18 protein-coding genes are annotated in these 19,497 nt (G+C 59.5%); 14 read left to right on the top strand and 4 right to left on the bottom strand.

Features of this window, described 5'->3' with window-relative positions; translation table 11 throughout:
- The first annotated feature begins 3 nt into the window (after positions 1 to 3).
- The 3 genes from R3F64_RS04735 to R3F64_RS04725 all read left to right on the top strand — a co-directional run bounded on the left by R3F64_RS04735 (position 4) and on the right by R3F64_RS04725 (position 3,782).
- On the top strand, positions 4 to 1,890 hold the full coding sequence (locus tag R3F64_RS04735; protein ID WP_332610092.1) for a bifunctional sugar phosphate isomerase/epimerase/4-hydroxyphenylpyruvate dioxygenase family protein: 1,887 nt from the start codon (positions 4 to 6) through the stop codon (positions 1,888 to 1,890).
- Positions 1,887 to 2,765: a shikimate dehydrogenase family protein gene (locus R3F64_RS04730; RefSeq protein WP_332610090.1), complete on the top strand. Its 879-nt coding sequence runs from the start codon at positions 1,887 to 1,889 to the stop codon at positions 2,763 to 2,765. The genes R3F64_RS04735 and R3F64_RS04730 overlap by 4 nt, the downstream gene beginning before the upstream one ends.
- Before the next feature lie 66 nt (positions 2,766 to 2,831).
- Positions 2,832 to 3,782, top strand: coding sequence for an AEC family transporter (locus tag R3F64_RS04725; protein ID WP_199284315.1), 951 nt, complete (start codon positions 2,832 to 2,834; stop codon positions 3,780 to 3,782).
- Positions 3,783 to 3,793: 11 nt separating this feature from the next.
- Here R3F64_RS04725 and aroQ read toward each other — a convergent pair whose 3' ends face one another.
- Complete coding sequence (gene aroQ / locus R3F64_RS04720) at positions 3,794 to 4,237, bottom strand: type II 3-dehydroquinate dehydratase (protein ID WP_066316454.1); 444 nt, start codon at positions 4,235 to 4,237, stop codon at positions 3,794 to 3,796.
- A 175-nt stretch (positions 4,238 to 4,412) separates the two neighbouring features.
- On the opposite strand from aroQ, the gene R3F64_RS04715 reads away from it, so the two are divergent.
- Positions 4,413 to 5,207, top strand: a complete 795-nt coding sequence (locus R3F64_RS04715; protein WP_199284316.1) for an IclR family transcriptional regulator domain-containing protein — start codon at positions 4,413 to 4,415, stop codon at positions 5,205 to 5,207.
- Here the strand turns inward: R3F64_RS04715 and hglS are convergent.
- Positions 5,163 to 6,551, bottom strand: a complete 1,389-nt coding sequence (gene hglS / locus R3F64_RS04710) for a 2-oxoadipate dioxygenase/decarboxylase HglS (protein WP_332610087.1) — start codon at positions 6,549 to 6,551, stop codon at positions 5,163 to 5,165. The genes R3F64_RS04715 and hglS overlap by 45 nt on opposite strands.
- 188 nt (positions 6,552 to 6,739) lie before the next feature.
- On the opposite strand from hglS, the gene R3F64_RS04705 reads away from it, so the two are divergent.
- Both R3F64_RS04705 and R3F64_RS04700 read left to right on the top strand, forming a co-directional pair.
- On the top strand, positions 6,740 to 7,594 hold the full coding sequence (locus R3F64_RS04705) for a DUF72 domain-containing protein (RefSeq protein ID WP_332610085.1): 855 nt from the start codon (positions 6,740 to 6,742) through the stop codon (positions 7,592 to 7,594).
- A gap of 162 nt (positions 7,595 to 7,756) precedes the next feature.
- A complete protein-coding gene (locus R3F64_RS04700; protein ID WP_085920035.1) occupies positions 7,757 to 9,100 on the top strand; it encodes a sodium-dependent transporter in 1,344 nt (447 codons plus the stop codon).
- A gap of 115 nt (positions 9,101 to 9,215) precedes the next feature.
- Here R3F64_RS04700 and R3F64_RS04695 read toward each other — a convergent pair whose 3' ends face one another.
- Positions 9,216 to 9,434 carry a PA3496 family putative envelope integrity protein gene (locus R3F64_RS04695; protein WP_085920034.1) on the bottom strand — a complete coding sequence of 73 codons (219 nt, stop codon included), beginning with the start codon at positions 9,432 to 9,434 and terminating at the stop codon, positions 9,216 to 9,218.
- 213 nt (positions 9,435 to 9,647) lie between these two features.
- Between R3F64_RS04695 and hexR the strand changes: the two genes are divergently transcribed.
- The 4 genes from hexR to R3F64_RS04675 all read left to right on the top strand — a co-directional run bounded on the left by hexR (position 9,648) and on the right by R3F64_RS04675 (position 14,513).
- Positions 9,648 to 10,502 (top strand): transcriptional regulator HexR, encoded by an 855-nt coding sequence (gene hexR / locus R3F64_RS04690; RefSeq protein WP_066316464.1) that lies wholly within the window; start codon positions 9,648 to 9,650, stop codon positions 10,500 to 10,502.
- A gap of 65 nt (positions 10,503 to 10,567) precedes the next feature.
- Complete coding sequence (gene uvrD / locus R3F64_RS04685; RefSeq protein WP_332610081.1) at positions 10,568 to 12,766, top strand: DNA helicase II; 2,199 nt, start codon at positions 10,568 to 10,570, stop codon at positions 12,764 to 12,766.
- Between the two features lie 65 nt (positions 12,767 to 12,831).
- On the top strand, positions 12,832 to 13,311 hold the full coding sequence (locus R3F64_RS04680; RefSeq protein ID WP_066316467.1) for a phosphate-starvation-inducible PsiE family protein: 480 nt from the start codon (positions 12,832 to 12,834) through the stop codon (positions 13,309 to 13,311).
- Between the two features lie 107 nt (positions 13,312 to 13,418).
- Entirely contained in the window at positions 13,419 to 14,513 is a 1,095-nt protein-coding gene (locus R3F64_RS04675; protein ID WP_085920032.1) for a TRAP transporter substrate-binding protein, read from the top strand.
- An 89-nt stretch (positions 14,514 to 14,602) separates the two neighbouring features.
- Here the strand turns inward: R3F64_RS04675 and R3F64_RS04670 are convergent, their stop codons facing one another.
- Positions 14,603 to 15,016 carry an acyl-CoA thioesterase gene (locus tag R3F64_RS04670; protein WP_085920031.1) on the bottom strand — a complete coding sequence of 138 codons (414 nt, stop codon included), beginning with the start codon at positions 15,014 to 15,016 and terminating at the stop codon, positions 14,603 to 14,605.
- A gap of 133 nt (positions 15,017 to 15,149) precedes the next feature.
- On the opposite strand from R3F64_RS04670, the gene R3F64_RS04665 reads away from it, so the two are divergent.
- The 4 genes from R3F64_RS04665 (at position 15,150) to pstB (ending at position 19,496) form a co-directional block, all read left to right on the top strand.
- Positions 15,150 to 16,079, top strand: coding sequence for a PstS family phosphate ABC transporter substrate-binding protein (locus tag R3F64_RS04665; protein ID WP_199284321.1), 930 nt, complete (start codon positions 15,150 to 15,152; stop codon positions 16,077 to 16,079).
- 101 nt (positions 16,080 to 16,180) lie between these two features.
- Positions 16,181 to 17,293, top strand: coding sequence for an ABC transporter permease subunit (locus R3F64_RS04660; protein ID WP_085920030.1), 1,113 nt, complete (start codon positions 16,181 to 16,183; stop codon positions 17,291 to 17,293).
- The gene (pstA, locus tag R3F64_RS04655) at positions 17,290 to 18,687 is read left to right on the top strand and encodes a phosphate ABC transporter permease PstA (protein WP_254902967.1); all 1,398 of its coding nucleotides are present in this window, start codon (positions 17,290 to 17,292) and stop codon (positions 18,685 to 18,687) included. The genes R3F64_RS04660 and pstA overlap by 4 nt, the downstream gene beginning before the upstream one ends.
- Entirely contained in the window at positions 18,681 to 19,496 is an 816-nt protein-coding gene (gene pstB, locus R3F64_RS04650; protein WP_332610074.1) for a phosphate ABC transporter ATP-binding protein PstB, read from the top strand. The genes pstA and pstB overlap by 7 nt, the downstream gene beginning before the upstream one ends.
- The last annotated feature ends 1 nt before the right edge of the window (position 19,497 follow it).

The following is a 19,497-nucleotide window of genomic DNA, read 5'->3' as shown; positions in this document are numbered from 1 at the left end:
GCCATGTACTCATCCATCGCCACGGTTTGCCTGAGCGGCTCGCTGGAAGAGAAGGTCGACGCCATTGCCCAGGCCGGCTTCGAGGGGCTTGAGCTGTTTGAAAACGACCTCACAGCGTTTCCCGGCACGCCGCGAGAAGCGGGCGAGCTGATTCGTGCCCGCGGGCTCAAGCTGGTCACCCTGCAGCCGTTTCGCGACTTTGAAGGTCTCCAGGGGCGCGCGCGGGAGCGGGCGTTTGACCGCGCCGAGCACAAGTTTGACCTGATGGAAGAACTCGGCACGGACCTGTTGATGGTATGCAGTACCGTTCATCCCGATTCGCTACCGGGCTTGAGCCGCGCCGCCGACGACTTCCATGCGCTGGGCGAGCGTGCTGCGCGACGTAATCTGCGCGTGGCTTATGAAGCACTGGCCTGGGGCCGGCACATTCACGACTACCGCGACAGCTGGGAAGTGGTGCGCCGCGCCGCGCACCCCAATGTCGGCCTGGTGCTGGATACCTTCCATATCTTCTCGCGCCAGACCGAGCTTGGCACCGTCGGCCGTATTCCGGGGGATCGCATCTTCCTGGTACAGACCGCTGATGCGCCGCGTCTCTCCATGGATCACCTGTCGTGGAGCCGCCACTATCGCTGCTTCCCCGGCCAGGGTGAGCTACAGATGGATAAGTTCATGGCCATGCTGGAAGAGACCCGCTACGACGGCCCGCTCTCCCACGAGATCTTCAACGATGTGTTCCGCATGGGCCACAGCGACCAGACGGCCCGGGACGGGCTGCGTTCCTACAACCTGCTGCGCAGCATGCAGGCCGACAGCGGGATTCCCGCACCACAGCCGATCGAGTCGGTCGCCTTTCTGGAGATCGCCGTCGAGCCTGACGATCTAGCCTCGCTACGCGAGCTGCTTACCGCGCTGGGCATGGCCTGCGTGGGCCGTCACCACTCGCTTAACGCCGAACGCTGGGCGGCGGGTGACGTTAATCTGGTGCTCAACACCGAAGCGAGCTTCACCGGCCGTGTACCAGGTCGTGATGCCTCCGCTGTCACCGCCATCGGCTTGCGCGTGGGCAACGCCTACGAAGCGTTCAAGCGGGCAGACAAGCTTGGCTACGACATTGTCGAGCCTGAAGAAGTGGGCGCCAGCCACCGCATGAGCGCGCTGCGCAATGTGGATGGCAGCCTCTCCTATATCATCGACGACTCGCAGCTTAGCCGCACCTGGGACCGCGAGTTCCCTGTCGATGTACAGCCGGTTCCTCAGGGGGCGCTGGTGGATATCGACCATATCAGCGTGGCGCTCTCCTACCACGACTACCTCTCGCTGATGCTGCAGTACCGCGCTATTTTCCAGCTGGCGCCAACGCCCTCCTTCGATGTCACCGACCCCCGCGGGCTGATCCAGAGCCAGGTGCTGCAGAACCATAACGGCCGCTTTCGCCTGGCGCTTAACGCCAGCGCCTCGCCGGATACTGCCAGCAACCGCTTCGTCCGCCAGTACGGCGGCTCGGGGATCCATCACGTCGCCCTGCGCACTAGCTCCATGCGTGAAACCAGCGCAGCGCTCCAGCAGGCAGGCACGCCGGTACTGCCGATTCCGGGTAACTACTACCGTGACCTGGCCGCGCGGTTCGACCTGCCGGCGCAAACTCTTGAGTGGATGAAGGATCATCATATCCTCTTTGACCAGGACAACGACGGCGACTTTCATCAGCTGTATACCCGGCCCGGCCGTCAGGCGTTCTTCTTCGAACTGGTGCAGCGTGAGGGGTATCAGGGGCTGGGCGCGCCGAATGCCTTTGTGCGCGTCACCGCGCAGCAGCGCCTGGAAGCGGAAATTGACGGCATTGCCCAAGACACAGCAGACCACACGTCGGGAGACCCCCAAGCATGATCAAACTCGGATTGGTAGGCGAGGGCATTGCCAAATCGCAATCCCCGGATTTGCATGAGCGCCTGGGTGCGTCACTGGGCGAGCCGGTACGCTACGACCTGGTCGATAGCCGGGGCGTCGAGGATTTTGACTTTCCCGATGCCATACACACCTTGCGCGCTGAGGGCTACCGGGGCACCAATGTGACCTTCCCGTTCAAGGAAAAAGCCGCGCAATTGGCCGATATTCGCGGCGAGGGCGTGCGCCGGGTCGGCACCGCCAATACGCTACTTTTCGATGAAGACGGCCTGCGCGCTGAAAACACCGACTACACCGGCTTCATCAGCGCCTACCGCCACTCTTTCGGCGATCGGCCAGCGGGCGATGTGCTATTGATCGGTGCCGGGGGGGTAGGTCGTGCGGTGGCCTGCGCGCTGGGTGAACTCGCGGTCAGCTGTATCTACATTCTTGAGCATGACAGCGCACGGGCAGAAAACCTCAGCCGTGACCTCAACGCCATGGGTATTCACGCGACGTGCATCACGTCAGCGCAGGTACCGCAGGCACTGCCCCATTGGCAGGGCGTGGTCAACTGCTCGCCGATTGGCCATATCAACCACCCCGGCTGCCCCATCGATACCGCCGGGCTGGGCACCCAGCACTGGGTTTTTGATGCGGTGTACATCCCCGCCCATACCGAGCTGTTGAATGCCGCCTATCAGGCTGGCGCCAGAACGCTTTCCGGCGTTGATCTGTTCGTGTTTCAGGGCGTGGATGCCTTTCGTTTCTTCACTGCCGGGCGTATCCCCGCCAACCAGATCGACCCGCATGTGATACCGCTGCGTACACACTATATAGAGCAGCTTGTCGCTTCCTCTGCTCACTCCATACCATGAAGCGACGGCGAAATAGCGTACAATTATTCGCTATTTGAACCTGCCTTCATGCGTCAAGGGGCTGCCATGCTCGCGATACTGGGAATCACCACCCCCATATTCCTGCTGATTGGCGTAGGCTACGCAGCGAGATGGAGCGGCATTATCCAGCGCGAGCAGCTGCAGGGAGTGGGCGTATTCGTGCTCTACTGCTCGCTACCGGCGCTCGTGATTCGTGCGTTAACCCAGCAGCCGCTGGAAGAGATACTTAGGCTCGACTACCTGATCGCTTACGGCTTGAGCTCCATCGTCGTTTTCAGCGCAGGGTTGTGGCTTTGCTACCGGCTCCAGCGCCAACCGCTCAACGTCAGCGCCATGCAGGCACTGGGTATGGCCGCGGCCAATAGCGGTTTCGTTGGCTACCCGGTGGCCGCCATGGTCATCGGCTCCCCCGCCGCGGTGCTCTTGGCACTGAATATGCTGATTGAAAATCTTCTGATTATTCCGGCAGCACTGATCCTTGCTGAAATGGGCAACCAACACGGCGCCAGCCCGTGGCAAACCGCTCGGCAGACGGCGCTGAACCTGGCCAAAAACCCGGTATTGATCGGCCTCTCGGTAGGCATATTGATCGCGCTAACCGGACTGGTCATTCCCACTCCCATTGATAAAGCGATCAATATGCTCGCTGAAGCGGCAGGGCCTGCAGCGCTGTTTGTGATTGGTGGGTCGCTGTTTGGGCTTCACGTTAAGGGCATGGTGCGCGACGTGGGCCAAATTGTGATCGGCAAACTTATCCTTCATCCCCTGGCAGTATTGATGGCGTTTCTTCTGATCCCCGATATCGAGCCAATTTACGTTGCCGGTGCGCTGCTGTTCGCCGCCGCGCCGATGATCAGCATTTATCCACTCTTCGGTCAGCGCTACGGTCTCGGTGGCATCAGCGCCACCGCCATGCTGGTGGCGACGGTGGCGTCCTTCTTTACGCTTAGCTTGATCATCGGGGGGATGACACTTGCGGGATTGCTCGCCGTGTAGGGCGTCAACGCTTAATCGTTTGCTGCCAGAATAGCGTCGAGCGCTGCTTGATAGCCCTGGGTGCCAAGGCCCGCAATGACCCCATCGGCACGCAGCGAGACATAGGAATGATGCCGAAAGCTTTCACGCTGATGGACATTGGAGATGTGCACCTCGATCACCTTGCCTTCAAAGGCATTGAGCGCATCCAGGATAGCAACGGACGTATGGGTATAGGCAGCCGGGTTGATGATGATGGCCAGGGTTCCATCGAGGCGTGCCGCATGAATCGCGTCGATCAGTTCGCCTTCATGATTGCTCTGGAAACAGTTGATTTCCCAGCCCGCCATTATCGCGGTCTTGCGCAAAGCGTTGTTCACATCTTCAAGCGTTTCATACCCGTACACATCGGGCTGACGAACCCCTAGAAGGTTCAGGTTGGGGCCATGAAGTACCGTTACTTTTGGCTGACTCATTGATTGATATCCTCTCAGCGCTGGGTCGTCATCATGTGTAAGCTAGGTGCATCATTATAACGTGTTATCAATGCATCGTAATGAGCTGAAAGTACACAAAAATGCGCATTTGTTCGTTATTCGAACAGCGTGTTATATTGCTCAGTTAAATCCCTCTAAATGGCCTATCGACCCCATGGACGCAACGGCTCAGGAAGACAAACTAGATCCCGATGACCGCGATTTTGTCACCGCGCTTGCCAGCGGCCTGGATGTCATCCTGGCGTTTGACGATGCGCACCCGCGGATGACATTGAGCGAAGTGGCCTCGCGCACCGGCATGAATCGCGCCAAGGCACGACGCTTTCTACTGACGCTGCACGCGTTGGGCTACGTACGCAAGCAGCAGCGCTATTTCGAGCTGGCGCCGCGCGTGCTGCAGCTTGGCTATGCCTTTTTGTCGGCCAATGACTACCGCAGCGTCATTCAGCAGTATCTGGAAGATATTACTCAGGAAAGCGGTGAGTCCTCTTCGCTTGCCGTCCTGGATGGCGACGATATCACCTACGTCGCCCGCTCTGCCGCCCCGCATCGCCTGATGGGCATTACCCTGTCGGTGGGCACACGGCTACCCGCCGCGCATACGTCGATGGGTCGGGTTTTGCTTGCTCAGCTTCCCGACGCCGAACTCGACGCCTACCTCGAACGGCTGACGTTAACCCGCTACACCGACAAGACCATTACCCAAAAAGACGACCTCAAGCAGTGCATTGGCAAGGTGCGTGAGCAAGGCTACGCCATTGCCGATCAGGAGCTCGATCCGGGCCTGCGGTCATTGGCCGTGCCCGCCTTCGATGCCAACGACAAACTCCTGGGCGCCATCAACATCAGCACCAATGCCGCTCGGGTCGACCTTGAAACGCTGATGGAACGACACTTACCGCTGCTACTGGAAAAAGCACGGCTCATTCGCACCACCATTTCCAGTTAACTGCGCCAGCGCCTGATCGAGCGATGCCTGCTGGCGCTTGGCGTAGAGGGCGACTTCATCGGTGACCGGCACGCCGAGCGCCTGCTCGAATTGCTGCTGGTTGGCATCCTGAGCGTAGCCGCTTTGGCCGTTGTCACCCAGGTTCGACTGGAAAATGCCCGCCGCGCTAACCGGCAGAAAGTCCTCATAGGTCATCGGCGTGGCGGTCAGCGCGCCTTGCGCCAATAACCGTTCCACGTCACCTTCATCGACCGGCGCCGCCACTTGCGCACCGGGTATCGCGTGGTAGTGGAAAAACGCCAATCCTTCGCGCCGCAGCGTTGCTTCGTCATCCGGAAAGGCCTCAAACACCGCCGCCAAGCGGGCCTGGTGGGCGGCGTTTTCCGCCTCCGCAGCCTGTTTCGCCTCGCCAAGCAAGCGGTCGTACAGCGCACGGCCTGTGTGGGTGAGCGCGATGCCGCGCTGCTCGATTTCGCCAAAGCGCGCCGTGTGGTGTCCCTGGGCGGCATCGGCAAACGCAATCGGCTCTTCCAGGGCCTTGAAGCTGGTCTGGCGCAGCAGAATAGGGCACCGACGGCGCGGTGGCCCTTCGATAATCGCCTTGGGATCGATGCCTACCTGTGGCATGCGCCGCTGCACTTCATCGATGTCAAGGGTGCGCGGGGTCAGGTGGTTGATATGCGGCCCCTTGAAGCACACTACATCGGCAATCAGGCGGTGCTCCTGCTGCAGGCGCTGATAGGTGACCAGGTCGACCGTGGCCTGGTCGTGCCAGCGAAATGTTTCCAGCGCCTGATCGACAAACTGCGCCGCCTGATCGGCAGTCAGCCCGCCCTGGCGCTCGAAGGTTTCAATCAACGCCTCGGCCTGCGGGGTCACGATACGCCGTGCATCCAGAATCTCGCGAGCCTGCTGGCGCAGCTCGGTATCCTCGATCAGTTCCAGGCGCAGCAGCGACGTGAAAATCCGAAAGGGATTGCGCGACAGCGCTGCATCGTCGACCGGGCGGAACGCCGTGGAGTGAACCGGCACGCCGGCAGGTGCCAGATCGTAGTAGCCGACGGGCAGCATGCCCATCACCGCGAACATGCGCCGCAGCAGCGCGAGCTCCTCGGGCGTGCCGACGCGAATCGCCCCGTGACGCTCCACGTCAAGGCGCTCCAGAGCATTACTGGCGGCGAGCGTCTCACGCAGCGCCGGCGACGCCGCCAGCACCTCTTCATTAACCGCCGCGACCAACGACAGCAGGGCACTGTATTGAGGCACTTCCTGCTGGTACATGGCCGACATGGCCTTGGAAAATTGGTCGCGAATATCATCGCTGCTGACGTGCGCTGCGCCCATCGTGCGCTCCTTGATCATAAAGCCTGGATAGATAGTAACGCGCCTGTTACGCCGACAATTGCATATTTTCTTCCCTTAGCTTCATCAAAATACCACCCGCACCTGCCAGGCGCTCCAACTAGCATTGGCAGCGTCACTTGTCCGGCTGTTACATTAATGGCCATATTTCTTGAGGTTAACGCCACGCCATGACGTGCCCGCTCTATATCGGCTTGCCCATGTGGTCCAATCAGGATTGGTCGGGCACGCTCTATCCGCGTTACGCCAAAACCGACCTGCTCAGCGATTATGCGGCGGTGTTTTCCAGCGTCGAGGGCAATACCACGTTTTACAGCGGTGCGCCGAAACCGGAAACAGTCGCGGGCTGGGCACGCCAGGCGCCTGCCCATTTTCGTTTTTGCTTCAAACTCCCTGCAAGTGTTACCCACGATCAGCGCCTGACACGCCTGGATGAGGCCTGGGCCTTTTTAGATGCCCTCGCCCCACTTCACGACCGACTGGGGCCCACCATGGTCCAGTTGCCTCGCGATTTTGGCCCTGATGAACTACCCCGGTTGGAAACCTTGCTGGCAGGCTGGCCCGCGCATTTACCCTGCGCGGTTGAAGTGCGTCACCCTGACTTTTTCCACAAGGGCGCGGCCGAGAAGGCCCTTAACCGGTTGTTGATAACTTATCGGGCAAACCGTGTGATGCTTGATGTGCGCCCGCTGTTCTCGACCCCGGCAAATGACCACCCAGGCCTGGCCCACGCCCAGCAAGAAAAGCCGAAACTCCCATTACACGTGCTTTCAACAGCGAATCATCCTGTCATTCGCTTTATTGGCCATGTTGACAAAGCCATTAATGTTGACTATTTCAGTGCCTGGAAGTCACGCCTAGCCCTGTGGATAAATCAGGGGAAAACCCCTTTCTTATTTGTGCATACCGCGGATAATCGGGAGTCCCCGATGCTCGCCCGCATGTTCTATAACGACCTTCAGAATATGACGGCAATACCGCCGCTTGGTCCGTTTGCCAATGAAAAGCAGAGCCAACTGTTTTAACCTGGTTTTTTAGCAGTGCTGACTGGCATGCAGGTCACTGATCGGATAAATTGCGCATACTTTCGAAAAACGACGCTGGCAATCTTCTGTCAGTCCTTTTTCGAATAACGGTGCAACGCGCCGACAACGACTTATTACAATCAATTAATCAACAGGTGATGTATGGCAAAACTTGCACATGCACAGTGGTCATCGAAAATGGCCTTTGTGCTGGCAGCCGCCGGCTCGGCAGTAGGCCTGGGTAATATTTGGCGCTTCTCATATCTGGTCGGCGAAAGCGGTGGTGCGGCCTTCGTGCTGGTCTACCTTGCCTGCGTGGCATTGGTCGGCGTGCCCATTCTACTTTCCGAGTGGATGATCGGCCGACGCGGGCAGAAAAATCCCATCGACAGCATGAAAGAATTGGCCAGCCAAAGCGGCAAGTCCAAGGGATGGGCGCTGGTGGGTATCAGCGGTGTCCTGGCAGGCTTCCTGATCCTGTCGTTCTATAGCGTGATTGGCGGCTGGTCGCTCAACTATACGCTGAGTTCAGTGATTGGCACCTTCAGCGGTCAGAATGCCGACAGCATTGGCGCGATCTTTAATGGCATGCTGGCCAGCCCCGGCACGCTACTGCTCTGGCACAGCGCCTTTATGCTGCTGGTCATCGGCATCGTGGCCCGCGGCGTGACCAAAGGGCTTGAGAGCGCCGTGCGCTCGCTGATGCCCGCGCTGGTCATTTTAATGCTGATTCTGGTGGGTTATGGGATGACCACCGGCCACTTCGGCGAAACCCTGGCGTTCATGTTCAGCCCGGACTGGAGTGCGCTGAATGGCGGTGTGGTGCTGGCCGCCATGGGCCAGGCGTTCTTCACGCTGTCGTTGGGCATGGGCATCATGATGGCCTACGGCTCCTACCTGGGCGAAGACGTCAACCTGCTGAGCACAGCGCGCACGGTCATCATTATTGATACCGCCATTGCGTTGCTGGCCGGTTTGGCCATTTTCCCCATCGTGTTTGCCAATGGCTTGAGCGCTGGCGAAGGGCCGGGGCTGATCTTCGTTACCCTGCCTATTGCGTTCGGCAACATGACCGGCGGTGTCATTCTGGGGCTGATGTTCTTCCTGTTGCTGACCTTTGCCGCGCTGACCTCGGCAATTTCGTTGCTCGAACCCACTGTGGAGATGCTTGAAGAACGCACCTCGCTGTCACGGGTCCCCGCGACGCTGGTCAGCGGTATTGTGGTTTGGCTATTGGGTGTCGCAGCGCTGCTGTCGTTCAACCTGTGGTCGGATGTCTTGTTCTTCGGGCTGAATATCTTCGACTTGCTTGACACCTTCACCGCGAAGATTCTGCTGCCGCTCACCGGCCTCGGTGCCGTCGTGTTTGTCGCGTGGTGCCTGGATCGCAAGAGCGTCGAGCAGGAGCTGGCGCTGTCCGGCACAGGGCTCAGCGTGTGGAACATCATCGCGCGCTTTATCGCGCCGATTGGCGTTATTGTGGTGTTCCTCGCGGGTATCCTTTAAGTCGGGTCAAGTTGGCTCTGCGCTTAGCAGAGCCAAACGCCCATGACCGTGCTTTATACGGCGAGACTCACGTCAAGCATCGCCGTTGAGCACCTCTCCTGGTGAAATTAGCTTCTCAGTGCAGTTCGCTCTCTTGCCGTTCGTCTTCGTCCGGTAAGGGAGCAATATCCCGCGATAACGCTTGAAATTCCCGATGCAGTTCGATTCCCCGCCGTGCTCGTAGGTTGCGTTGCGCGGCACTACGCCGACGCTGGACATGTTCATCCACTTCCATGCTCATGAAGATATCGAGCAATTCGCTCTTGACCGAGGTGATGCGTTCGACATTACGCATGATCGACGTTCCTCCAGGTGAATATGCCTACGTCCACCTGCATCCGTGACGACTGATAGATGATGCAGTGCGGCACTTCAGTTTTTACTATAACCTACTTGACAAAATGATGACCACTTAGAAAAAAGAACCGTCTAACGTCACCCCAACGGTGGCCGCATGCTTTGCTTGCCCATATAGTGAGCTACTCGGCTTTATTTTAAGGAGCTAAACGTGAGTCGCGCCCTGTTCGATGAAATGAGACGCCGCATGGAGCACTTTCGCCGCTCCGAGCAGAAAGTGGCGCGGTTTGTACTGCGCAATCCCGAGGAAGTCATCCATATGCGGATCGTCGACCTTGCCACCGAGGCAAAGGTCAGCGAGCCCACCGTGGTGCGCTTCTGCCGCGCTCTGGGCTGCAATGGCTTCCAGGACTTTAAACTCCAGCTCGCCCAGATGCTGGCCACCGGCAGCCAGTTTGCCCAGTTCTCGATGAACGATAGCGATTCCGTCGCCGAGTTCTCGCACAGCATTTTCGATTCGACGGTGGGCACCTTGCTATCGGTACGGGATCGCCTGGATAACGATGCCCTGGGCCGCGCAGTCAATGCCCTGGCGATGGCCAATCGGGTCGAGTTTTACGGTTTCGGCGCGTCAGGGGCCGTGGCTTTCGACGCCCAGCACAAGTTTTTTCGTTTGCAGATTTCCACCTCCGCCTATGCCGACCCCCACATGCAGAACATGTCCGCGGTGACGCTAAAGGAAGGCGATGTGGTAGTAGCGATTTCGCAAACCGGGCGCACCAAGGCGCTGGTCGCCAGCGTCCGCCTGGCCCGGGAGGCGGGTGCAACGGTGATTGGCCTGTGCCCCAGCGACTCACCGCTGGCAGAAGAGGTGACACTGCCGCTGTATATCGATGTGCACGAAGACACCGAAATCTACACGCCAATGAGTTCGCGCATCGCCCACCTGGTACTGGTCGACGTGCTGGCGGTGGGCGTCGCCAAGACCCGTGGCCCGAAACTCGCCGAGCAGCTCAAGTCGGTGAAGAAGAGCCTTAACTCACTGCGTTTCCCGGAAGACTCGTGAACGCCAAGTTATCGTTGTGGCTGTGCTAAACTGACGGCCCATTTTTCGACCCGGCAGCGGCTTATATGGACGACGTCACGGCGATACTCGATCAGCTTAACTCCGACCAGCGCGAAGCGGTCAGCGCCCCTCAAGGCAATCTGTTGGTACTGGCGGGTGCCGGCTCGGGCAAAACCCGCGTGCTGGTGCACCGCATTGCCTGGCTGATGCAGGCCGAGGGCCTGTCCCCCTATGCGCTGCTGGCCGTGACCTTTACCAACAAGGCCGCGCGAGAAATGCGCACCCGTCTGGAAGCGCTGCTGGGGCTGTCGTTGCGCCATGTCTGGGTGGGCACCTTCCACTCGATCTCCCATCGCCTGCTGCGCACCCACTGGCAGGATGCGCGGCTGCCACAGCACTTTCAGATCATTGACGCCGACGACCAGCTACGGCTTGTAAAACGCCTGCTGAAAGACTACTCCATCGACGACGAACGCTACCCACCCCGCCAGGTACAGCATTTCATTTCCGGCTGTAAGGAAGAAGGCCTACGCCCGCATCAGGTCAACGTGGACGGCGATGCCTATATGGGGCAGATGGTCGAGCTCTACGAACGCTACCAGTTGACCTGTGAACGCGGCGGGCTGGTCGATTTCGGCGAACTCCTGCTCAGAAGCCTTGAATTGCTGCGCGACAACCCCGCACTGCTGGCCCATTATCGCGAGCGCTTCGGCCACCTGCTGGTCGACGAATTTCAGGACACCAACACGCTCCAGTACGCCTGGCTGAAGCTGCTCACCGGCATGCAGACGCCCATGACCGTGGTCGGCGACGACGACCAGTCGATCTACGGCTGGCGCGGGGCCAAGGTCGAAAACATCCGCCGTTTCGAGCAGGAGTTCCCCCAGACGCACACAGTCCGCCTTGAGCAGAACTACCGCTCCACCAGCGCGATTCTCGATGCGGCCAACGCCTTGATCAGCCACAACAGCGAACGCATGGGCAAACAGCTGTGGACCGACGGCGTCGAGGGTGACCCTATATCCGTCTACGCAGGTTTTAACGACCTCGAAGAAGCGCGCTTTATCGTCGACACCATCAAGGAAAAAGTCGATGAAGGCCTCAACCGCCGCGATATGGCGATTCTCTACCGTTCCAACGCGCAATCGCGTCTGCTGGAAGAGACGTTGATCCGCCAGGGAATGCCCTACCGTATCTACGGCGGCCACCGCTTCTACGAACGGCTGGAAATCAAGAACGCCCTGGCCTACCTGCGACTATTGCTCAACCGCGACGACGACGCTTCTCTGGAAAGGGTGATCAACGTGCCGACGCGGGGCATTGGCACCCGTACGGTGGAAATCGTTCGCCTGCGCGCCCGCGAGCAAAACATCCCGCTGTGGCAGGCACTGCACGACGCGATTCACGACGGCACGCTGAAAGGCCGCGCGGGCAACGCGGTGCAGGCCTTTGCCAACCTGATCGAGCAGTTGGATAACGACGCCTCCGGGCTCCCACTGCACGAGATCATCGACCACGTAACCGCCCACACGGGCCTGATCGAACACCACAAGAGCGAACGTGGCGAGAAAGGCCAGGCGCGGGTGGAAAACCTCGAGGAGCTGGTCAACGCCGCGCGGGCCTTCACCCAAGGCGATGCCTTTGAAACCCCGGAAGCCGGCGAAGGCATGGCGGCACTGGAGGCGTTCCTGTCAGAAGCCGCCCTCAATGCCGGGGATCACGAGGCCGAAGAGTTCGAGGACAGCGTGCAGCTGATGACGCTGCACTCGGCGAAGGGCCTGGAATTCCCCGTGGTATTTATTGCGGGCGTCGAAGAAGGCCTGTTCCCCCACAAGATGTCACTGGAGGAGCCGGGAAGGCTCGAGGAAGAACGTCGCCTGTGTTACGTCGGCGTGACCCGCGCGATGCAGAAACTTTACCTCACCCACGCCGAAACCCGCCGCCTGCATGGCAAAGAGGTGTTTCCACGCCCGTCGCGCTTTCTGCGCGAACTGCCGCCGCACCTGCTCGAAGAAGTGCGCCTGCGCGGACATATTTCCCGCCCGGTCACCGCCTCGCGCACGTCCTTCGCACAACAAAGTGTCGAGGCCAGCGACGACCTGCCCAGCCTGCATGTTGGCCAGGGGGTAGAACACCCGGTCTTCGGTGAAGGGATAATCCTTAACGCGGAAGGTGAAGGCGCCCGCGCCCGGGTCCAGGTCAGCTTTGAAGGCGAGGGTGTTAAATGGCTGGTGTTAGGTTTCGCCAAGCTGACACCGCTTTAAACGACTCGCGACGCATTACTGACGCATCTTTGCGTGCGCGCACCGACTGCCCCACAGAGAACCTTATGAAACAACGCTTGAAACGCCTCTTTCCCGAAGTGTGCAACGGCTGGTCAGCCTTGAGCGGCTACCACCGTTTTGAACGCATCATCTCGTTGATACTGACCCTGGCCATCGCCGGGGCCGTGCTGGTTGCCATGTACTACCTGGTCATTCACGTAGTCCAGCTGTTATTCATTCAAAGCCGTGACCCCTTTGACTACCGCGTGTTTCAAGCGCTATTCGACATGATTCTTACCGTGCTGATTGCCATGGAGTTCAACAACTCCATTGTACGGACGATGACCAGTGGCAAAGGCTTTATCCATGTCGAGATTGTCGTGCTGATTGCCATCATGGCACTGGTGCGCAAGTTCATGGTGCTGGACATGGAAACCATCGATCCCTGGCAGATTGCCTCGCTGGCCGCGGCAGTGCTGGCGCTTGGGGGCTGCTACTGGCTGGTTCGCCATGCCAACCGCATGAAAGATGCCAGCGACGATTGATCGGAAAACTTGCGGGCAAAATTCGCCCTCACGCATACTGACGGGCGGAATCGGTGCCCGTGCGCCCCATAAAAAATAGCAACATTACGTTTGGAGTCTTGCTCATCATGCAACGCCGTCACTTTCTCAAAACCGCCAGCCTTGGCGTCGCAGGGGCCGCCGCCGCCCCTTTCGTGTCCACCTCCCAGGCCCACGCCAACGAAACCTACAACTGGGACATGGTCACCTCCTGGCCGAAAAACTTTCCTGCGCTAGGCACCGGTGCCAATGACTTCGCCCGTCGGGTGGAGCAGCTTTCCAACGGCCGCATGACAATTACCGTCCACGGCGCGGGCGAGTTGGTACCTGCGCTTGAAGTCTTCGATGCTGTGGCGGCGGGCACTGCGGAAATGGGCCACTCGGCGTCATATTACTGGCGTGGAAAAGTCGCCGCTTCGCAGTTTTTCACGGCCGTGCCCTTCGGCATGACCACCACCGAAATGAACGCCTGGCTTTACCACGGTGATGGCCAGGCGCTGTGGGATGAGATTTACGCTCAGCACAACCTGAAGCCCTTTGCTGTCGGCAATACCGGGCCGCAAATGGCGGGCTGGTTCAAGAAAGAGATCAACTCGCTGGACGATATGCAGGGCCTCAAGCTGCGCTTGCCGGGACTAGCTGGTGAAGCCATGAACGGCATCGGCGTGAGCACCGTCAACATGCCGGGGTCGGAGATCTTCACCTCGCTGCAAACCGGCGTACTGGATGCCGCCGACTGGGTCGGCCCCTATAACGACCTGGCCTTCGGCTTGCATCAGGTGGCGGACTACTACTACACCTCGGTGTGGAATGAGCCAACAGCCGCGCTTGAGGGCACCATCAATCTCGACGCCTGGAACGCGCTGCCCGACGACCTGAAAGCCGTCGTCACCGAAGCCGCACGCGCCTCAAATCTGGCGATGTACAGCGAGTTTGCCTTTCGTAACGCCCAGGCCCTGGAAGCCCTGGTGGACGAACACGATGTACAGTTACGCACCTTCCCCGAGGAGGTCATGGCGGCGCTCTATGAAAGCTCTCAGAAAGCCATCCAGCGTCAGGTCGAAGACGACGAAGCATCGCGCCGGGTGTATGAGTCCTATTCGGCGTTCCAGAAAATCGTCCGTCCCTTCAGCGATGTTGGCGAATACGCCTATTTGAAAAGCCGTGATAACGTAGGTTCATAGGCGTTTAGATCGCAGACAGGCATAAAGGGCGCTGACTCAAGCGCCCTTGATGTTTAGAGTCATGTTTCTAGAGTCGCTATAGGGCCTGTTTAGTCATGCACCGCGCGGATGCGGCCATTGTCGTCCAGCGCCACCATCACAAAGCGTGCCTCGGTCACCTTTTGGCGCTCGTCCAGATGCTGTTCGTGTAGGGCACGTACCCACACCTCCACATCGATCTTCATCGAGCTATGCCCCACCTCTTGAAGCTGGGTGTACACGCTCACCATCGACCCGACCCGCACCGGGCTTAAAAAATCCATTGCCTCAATGGCCACGGTGGCGGTTCGCCCGCCGGCTTCACGGCCAGCCGCCAGCTCGGCCGCCTGATCCATCTGGTTCACCAGCCATCCGCCGGAAATGTCACCGTAAACATTGGTATCCTGGCGCGAAGCCAGTAATTTGAGGGTCAATTGCCCTTGGGGGGCAGGCACATCGTCCAAATCGGTATCCAGCAGTGTCATGTGTCGGTCGCTTTGTCGGTTTATTATTGTGAAAATCAGGTCGCCATCTGAGGCGCGCCTTGCTGCATTGCAATAAATAACGAGTTAATCACAAGAGAGCTTCCGATTGAATAGTAACGGTTTCGCTTTTCGCATGAAATATCGCGCGGCACTGGGCCTGGCCTGGCTGCTCTTGAGTTTGCCGCTTGTCGGCTGGGCACAGCCCCAGCAGCCTTCCGTGAGCGGCACCCTGGGCGCCGTTGGCTCGGACACCATGGCCGGATTGATGCTGCGCTGGGGCGAAGCGCTTACCACTCAATATCCGGAAATCAACGTGCAATTTCAAGCCAGCGGCTCTGCCAGCGCACCGCCGGCTTTGTTGGCGGGCACTACCCGCATCGGCCCCATGTCCCGGCGCATGACCCACGAGGAACGCAACGCTTTTATCGAGCGTTATGGCTACCCACCGCTGGAACTGCGCGTGGCACGCGATGCGCTTATCGTGATTGTACATCGTCACAACCCACTGTCGGCGATCTCACGTCAGGACGTGGATGCGGTTTTTTCGACCACCCAGGCCTGTGGTGGCGAACAATCGATCGCTCGCTGGGAAACATTGACCCAGGACGCGACGGCGCCAAGCGGTCGCATCGCCTTGCACGGACGGAATATGGCCTCGGGCACCTACGGCCTGTTTCGTCAACGCGCGCTGTGCGACGGTGAGTTCCGCCCCGATATCAGCGAGTACATGGGCGCATCGGCGGTCGTCGCGGCCGTAGGCGAGTCCTATAGAGCAATGGGCTATTCTGGTCATAACCACTTGACGCCATCGGTAAAGGCACTCTCACTGACCACTACGCAGGGTAACGCCGTGCCGCCCAGCGAAACCGCCATTCAAAGCGGCGACTATCCGCTTTCCCGCTACCTGTATATCTACGTCAACCTGCCGCCTGACGAATCGCTACCTGCCGCCGAGCGGGCGTTTCTGGATCTCATCATGTCGACTGAAGGTCAGAAAATTACCCGGGCGTCGGGTTTCGTTCCCCTGCCCCTGGACGATCTGGAGGCTCAGCGGGCATGGTAGCCGGAATCTGTCATTTAATTGTCACATTGGTCACGTAACGTAAGGAGCATGCATGTACCCCCAAACGCTGACCCTACCGCTGACTTGCCCATGATAGTCAAATGACTCGCGCTCGGCTCTTTCATCAGCCGCTTCGCCACTTGCAGGACCGCATCGCCACCGGACTTATCACCGCCGGTGGTATCGGTGTGTTGCTGGCGATATTGGGTATTGGGGTATTTTTGGTCTGGGAAGCAGCCCCCTTGTTGCTGGATGGCGACAACGCCTCGCTTGCCATGCTCTCGCCGCTGGCGTGGGGAACGCTGAAAGCCGCCCTGATGGCATTACTGTTTGCGTTGCCGCTCGCACTGGGGGCGGCCGCCTATTCAGCGTTTTTCATGTCGACCCGACTACGCAGCCGCATCAAACCAACCCTGGAAATGATGGAAGCCATCCCTGGGGTGGTCATCGGCTTTATCGCCGGTATGCTGCTCGCCCCCTGGGTCGAGCGCCACTTGGCCAGCACCCTGGTGGTCATCGTCTGGCTGCCGCTTAGTGCCGGGCTCGCCGGTCTGGTCTGGCACCTGGCAAGCCGCCGCTGGCAGCGTCGTCTGCCGCTTTCGTGGGCAGCTCTGTGGCTGATTCCGTGGCTCATTGTCATGTTCATCCTCGCCCTGTGGTTAACGCCACTGGTGGAGCAGACCTTTTGGGATGGCGACCTTCGCCAGCATCTTTATGCCGTGTTTGGACTCGATTACGTCACCCGTAATGCCCTGATTGTCGGCCTGGCAATGGGCTTCGCCGTGATTCCCAGCGTCTATTCGCTGGCCGAAGATGCGCTCACCGAGGTGCCTCGCCCGCTGATGGAAGGCGCTCAGGCGCTCGGCGCCAGCCGCTGGCAAGCGGTCGTTAAAGTCGCGCTTTCCGCAGCTGGGCCGGGGCTGTTTTCCGCCATCATGATCGGCGCAGGCCGAGCGGTGGGGGAAACCATGATCGTACTGATGGCCAGCAGCAATACGGCACTGCTCAGCGCCAGTCCCTTCGAAGGCATGCGTACCATGGCCGCCGCTATCGCCATTGAGCTGCCCGAAGCCACTGCGGGGAGTACTCCATATCGCATGCTGGTGCTCGCAGCCCTGTTGCTGTTCCTGTTCACCTTTTTAGTCAACACCCTGGCCGAGCTGGTTCGCCAACGGCTGCGCCGTCGCTACCAGCGACTGGGGGGGGCTTCGTGAAGTGGCTGAAAAGTGCCGTACAGCAGGGCATCTGGCCGTGGCTGTGCGCGGGCTGTGTAGCCCTCTCCTTGCTCATGCTGGGCGCCTTGCTGGCGTTACTGCTGACACGTGGCCTGGGCCATTTCTGGCCGGCAACACTGGACGAAATCACCCTGCACAATGGCGATGTAGTGGCAGGCGAGGCAGTCCGCGATATGCCGCTTCCCAACCGGGCAGGTAGCGAACGCCTCTACTTTACGGGCAATCGTGACATCGACGACGCCCGCTGGCGCTGGGTGGCGATTGACACCATTGCACAACAGACCCAGCCCGCGGCACTGCTGCGTCTGAAACGGCGCACCTGGGGCGACTTTATCGGCTATCTGGAAGCCATTGAGGTAAACGGCGAGCGCTTTAGCGGCCATACTGCCCTGCAGCAAGCAAAGCAGGCGCTCCAGCTGTCCGCGCCCGAGCGCGCTCGCTATCAGCTCACCTTGCGTACGCCCCAGGGGCAAACCCTGCGCCAGCCGCTTGCCACCGTGCTGAGCATTGAAGCGCCCAATGCCATGCACGTTGGCCAAAAAGTGCAGCGCTGGGCAACGGACGTCTGGCAGTTTTTAAGCCAGGGACCGCGTGCCGCCAATACCGATGGGGGGGTGTGGCCGGCTATTTTCGGTACCATGCTGATGGTGATTCTAATGTCGGTGATCGTCACGCCTTTTGGCGTGCTGGCCGCCATCTATCTCAATGAGATTGCCCATCAGGGACCCCTCACCCGCCTGGTACGCATAGGCGTCCGCAATCTCGCGGGGGTACCGTCCATTGTCTACGGCGTCTTCGGGCTGGGCGTGTTTGTCTATGGCATTGGTGGCACGCTGGATGCGTGGTTCTTCGACGACGCCTTGCCGTCGCCCACCTTTGGTACCGGTGGCCTGTTATGGGCATCGCTGACCCTTGCCCTGCTGACGCTGCCGGTCGTGATTGTCGCGACCGAAGAAGGGCTGGCGCGCATTCCCGATGCTCAACGTGAAGGCGCGGTGGCCCTTGGCGCCACCCGGTTTGAAATGTTGACGCGTATCGTATTACCCATGGCCACCCCGGCGATGTTGACCGGGGTCATTTTGGCCGTGGCCCGGGCCGCTGGTGAAGTCGCGCCGTTGATGCTGGTCGGGGTCGCCAAGCTCGCACCACAGATGCCCCTCGACGGAGAATTCCCCTACCTGCATCTGGAACGCAAGTTTATGCACCTTGGCTATCATCTGTTTGACACCGCCTTTCACGGCGAGGACGTCCAGGCAGCGATCCCGTTGGTCTATGCCACAGCGCTGTTATTGGTGCTGATTGTGTTGGTGCTTAACCTAACTGCCATATTATTGCGTCATCATCTACGTCGTCAGCGAGGAAGCGAATGCTAGCATCTCGACACGTCGACCACGCCACGCAAGCACATGTGGCGCATTTCCCAGCAGATCTGTGCTGTCTGGACATCAACCAGTTCAGCCTGGCCTACGCAGGGAAACCAGCCTTGCAGCAGCTCACGCTGCAGGTGCCGCGCCATCGGGTCACGGCCTTCATTGGCCCTTCCGGGTGTGGCAAGTCGACCTTCTTGAGAGCGATCAATCGCTTGCATGACCTTAATGAATCGGTCAGCCACAGCGGTGAGATCAGCCTTGAGGGACATAACATTCATGCGCCGGAAATGAACGTAACCGAGCTGCGCCGTCGGGTGGGCATGGTATTCCAGACACCGAACCCCTTTCCGATGTCGATCTACGAAAATGTCGCTTTTGGCCTGCGCTTGCAGAAGCGGCTCGCCAAGCGCCAGCGGGATGACATCATCGAGTGGGCGCTCACTTCGGCGGCCCTGTGGGATGAAGTCAAGGACCGCTTGCATCGCTCCGCCTGGCAGCTGTCAGGCGGGCAACAGCAACGCCTGGTCATCGCGCGGACGCTGGCGGTGCAGCCCGACGTGCTGCTGCTTGACGAGCCCGCATCGGCGCTTGACCCGATTTCGACCCTCAAGATAGAAGAGTTGATTCGAAATCTGAAATCTCAGCTAACGTTAGTGTTGGTGACTCACAATATGCAGCAGGCGGCCCGTGTGTCTGATTACACTGCCTTCCTGCAACAGGGTGAGCTTGTAGAGTACGGACCCACCGACCACGTTTTCACTAATCCTCGTCTACAACGAACCGAAAACTATATAACCGGCCGTATGGCTTAGG

The sequence above is a fragment of the Halomonas sp. 5021 genome (assembly GCF_036663435.1).
Lineage (GTDB): Bacteria > Pseudomonadota > Gammaproteobacteria > Pseudomonadales > Halomonadaceae > Vreelandella > Vreelandella janggokensis.
The sequence above is the reverse complement of the archived record's forward strand: the minus strand, read 5'-3'. Positions and strand labels throughout refer to the sequence as shown.

Excerpts from the sequence above, each read along its gene's own strand:
- R3F64_RS04735 (WP_332610092.1), top strand. The coding sequence starts at position 4 with ATGTACTCATCCATCGCCACGGTTTGCCTGAGCGGCTCGCTGGAAGAG.
- R3F64_RS04730 (WP_332610090.1), top strand. The coding sequence starts at position 1,887 with ATGATCAAACTCGGATTGGTAGGCGAGGGCATTGCCAAATCGCAATCC.
- R3F64_RS04725 (WP_199284315.1), top strand. The coding sequence starts at position 2,832 with ATGCTCGCGATACTGGGAATCACCACCCCCATATTCCTGCTGATTGGC.
- aroQ (WP_066316454.1), bottom strand. The coding sequence starts at position 4,237 with ATGAGTCAGCCAAAAGTAACGGTACTTCATGGCCCCAACCTGAACCTT.
- R3F64_RS04715 (WP_199284316.1), top strand. The coding sequence starts at position 4,413 with ATGGACGCAACGGCTCAGGAAGACAAACTAGATCCCGATGACCGCGAT.
- hglS (WP_332610087.1), bottom strand. The coding sequence starts at position 6,551 with ATGGGCGCAGCGCACGTCAGCAGCGATGATATTCGCGACCAATTTTCC.
- R3F64_RS04705 (WP_332610085.1), top strand. The coding sequence starts at position 6,740 with ATGACGTGCCCGCTCTATATCGGCTTGCCCATGTGGTCCAATCAGGAT.
- R3F64_RS04700 (WP_085920035.1), top strand. The coding sequence starts at position 7,757 with ATGGCAAAACTTGCACATGCACAGTGGTCATCGAAAATGGCCTTTGTG.
- R3F64_RS04695 (WP_085920034.1), bottom strand. The coding sequence starts at position 9,434 with ATGCGTAATGTCGAACGCATCACCTCGGTCAAGAGCGAATTGCTCGAT.
- uvrD (WP_332610081.1), top strand. The coding sequence starts at position 10,568 with ATGGACGACGTCACGGCGATACTCGATCAGCTTAACTCCGACCAGCGC.
- R3F64_RS04680 (WP_066316467.1), top strand. The coding sequence starts at position 12,832 with ATGAAACAACGCTTGAAACGCCTCTTTCCCGAAGTGTGCAACGGCTGG.
- R3F64_RS04675 (WP_085920032.1), top strand. The coding sequence starts at position 13,419 with ATGCAACGCCGTCACTTTCTCAAAACCGCCAGCCTTGGCGTCGCAGGG.
- R3F64_RS04670 (WP_085920031.1), bottom strand. The coding sequence starts at position 15,016 with ATGACACTGCTGGATACCGATTTGGACGATGTGCCTGCCCCCCAAGGG.
- R3F64_RS04665 (WP_199284321.1), top strand. The coding sequence starts at position 15,150 with ATGAAATATCGCGCGGCACTGGGCCTGGCCTGGCTGCTCTTGAGTTTG.
- R3F64_RS04660 (WP_085920030.1), top strand. The coding sequence starts at position 16,181 with ATGACTCGCGCTCGGCTCTTTCATCAGCCGCTTCGCCACTTGCAGGAC.
- pstB (WP_332610074.1), top strand. The coding sequence starts at position 18,681 with ATGCTAGCATCTCGACACGTCGACCACGCCACGCAAGCACATGTGGCG.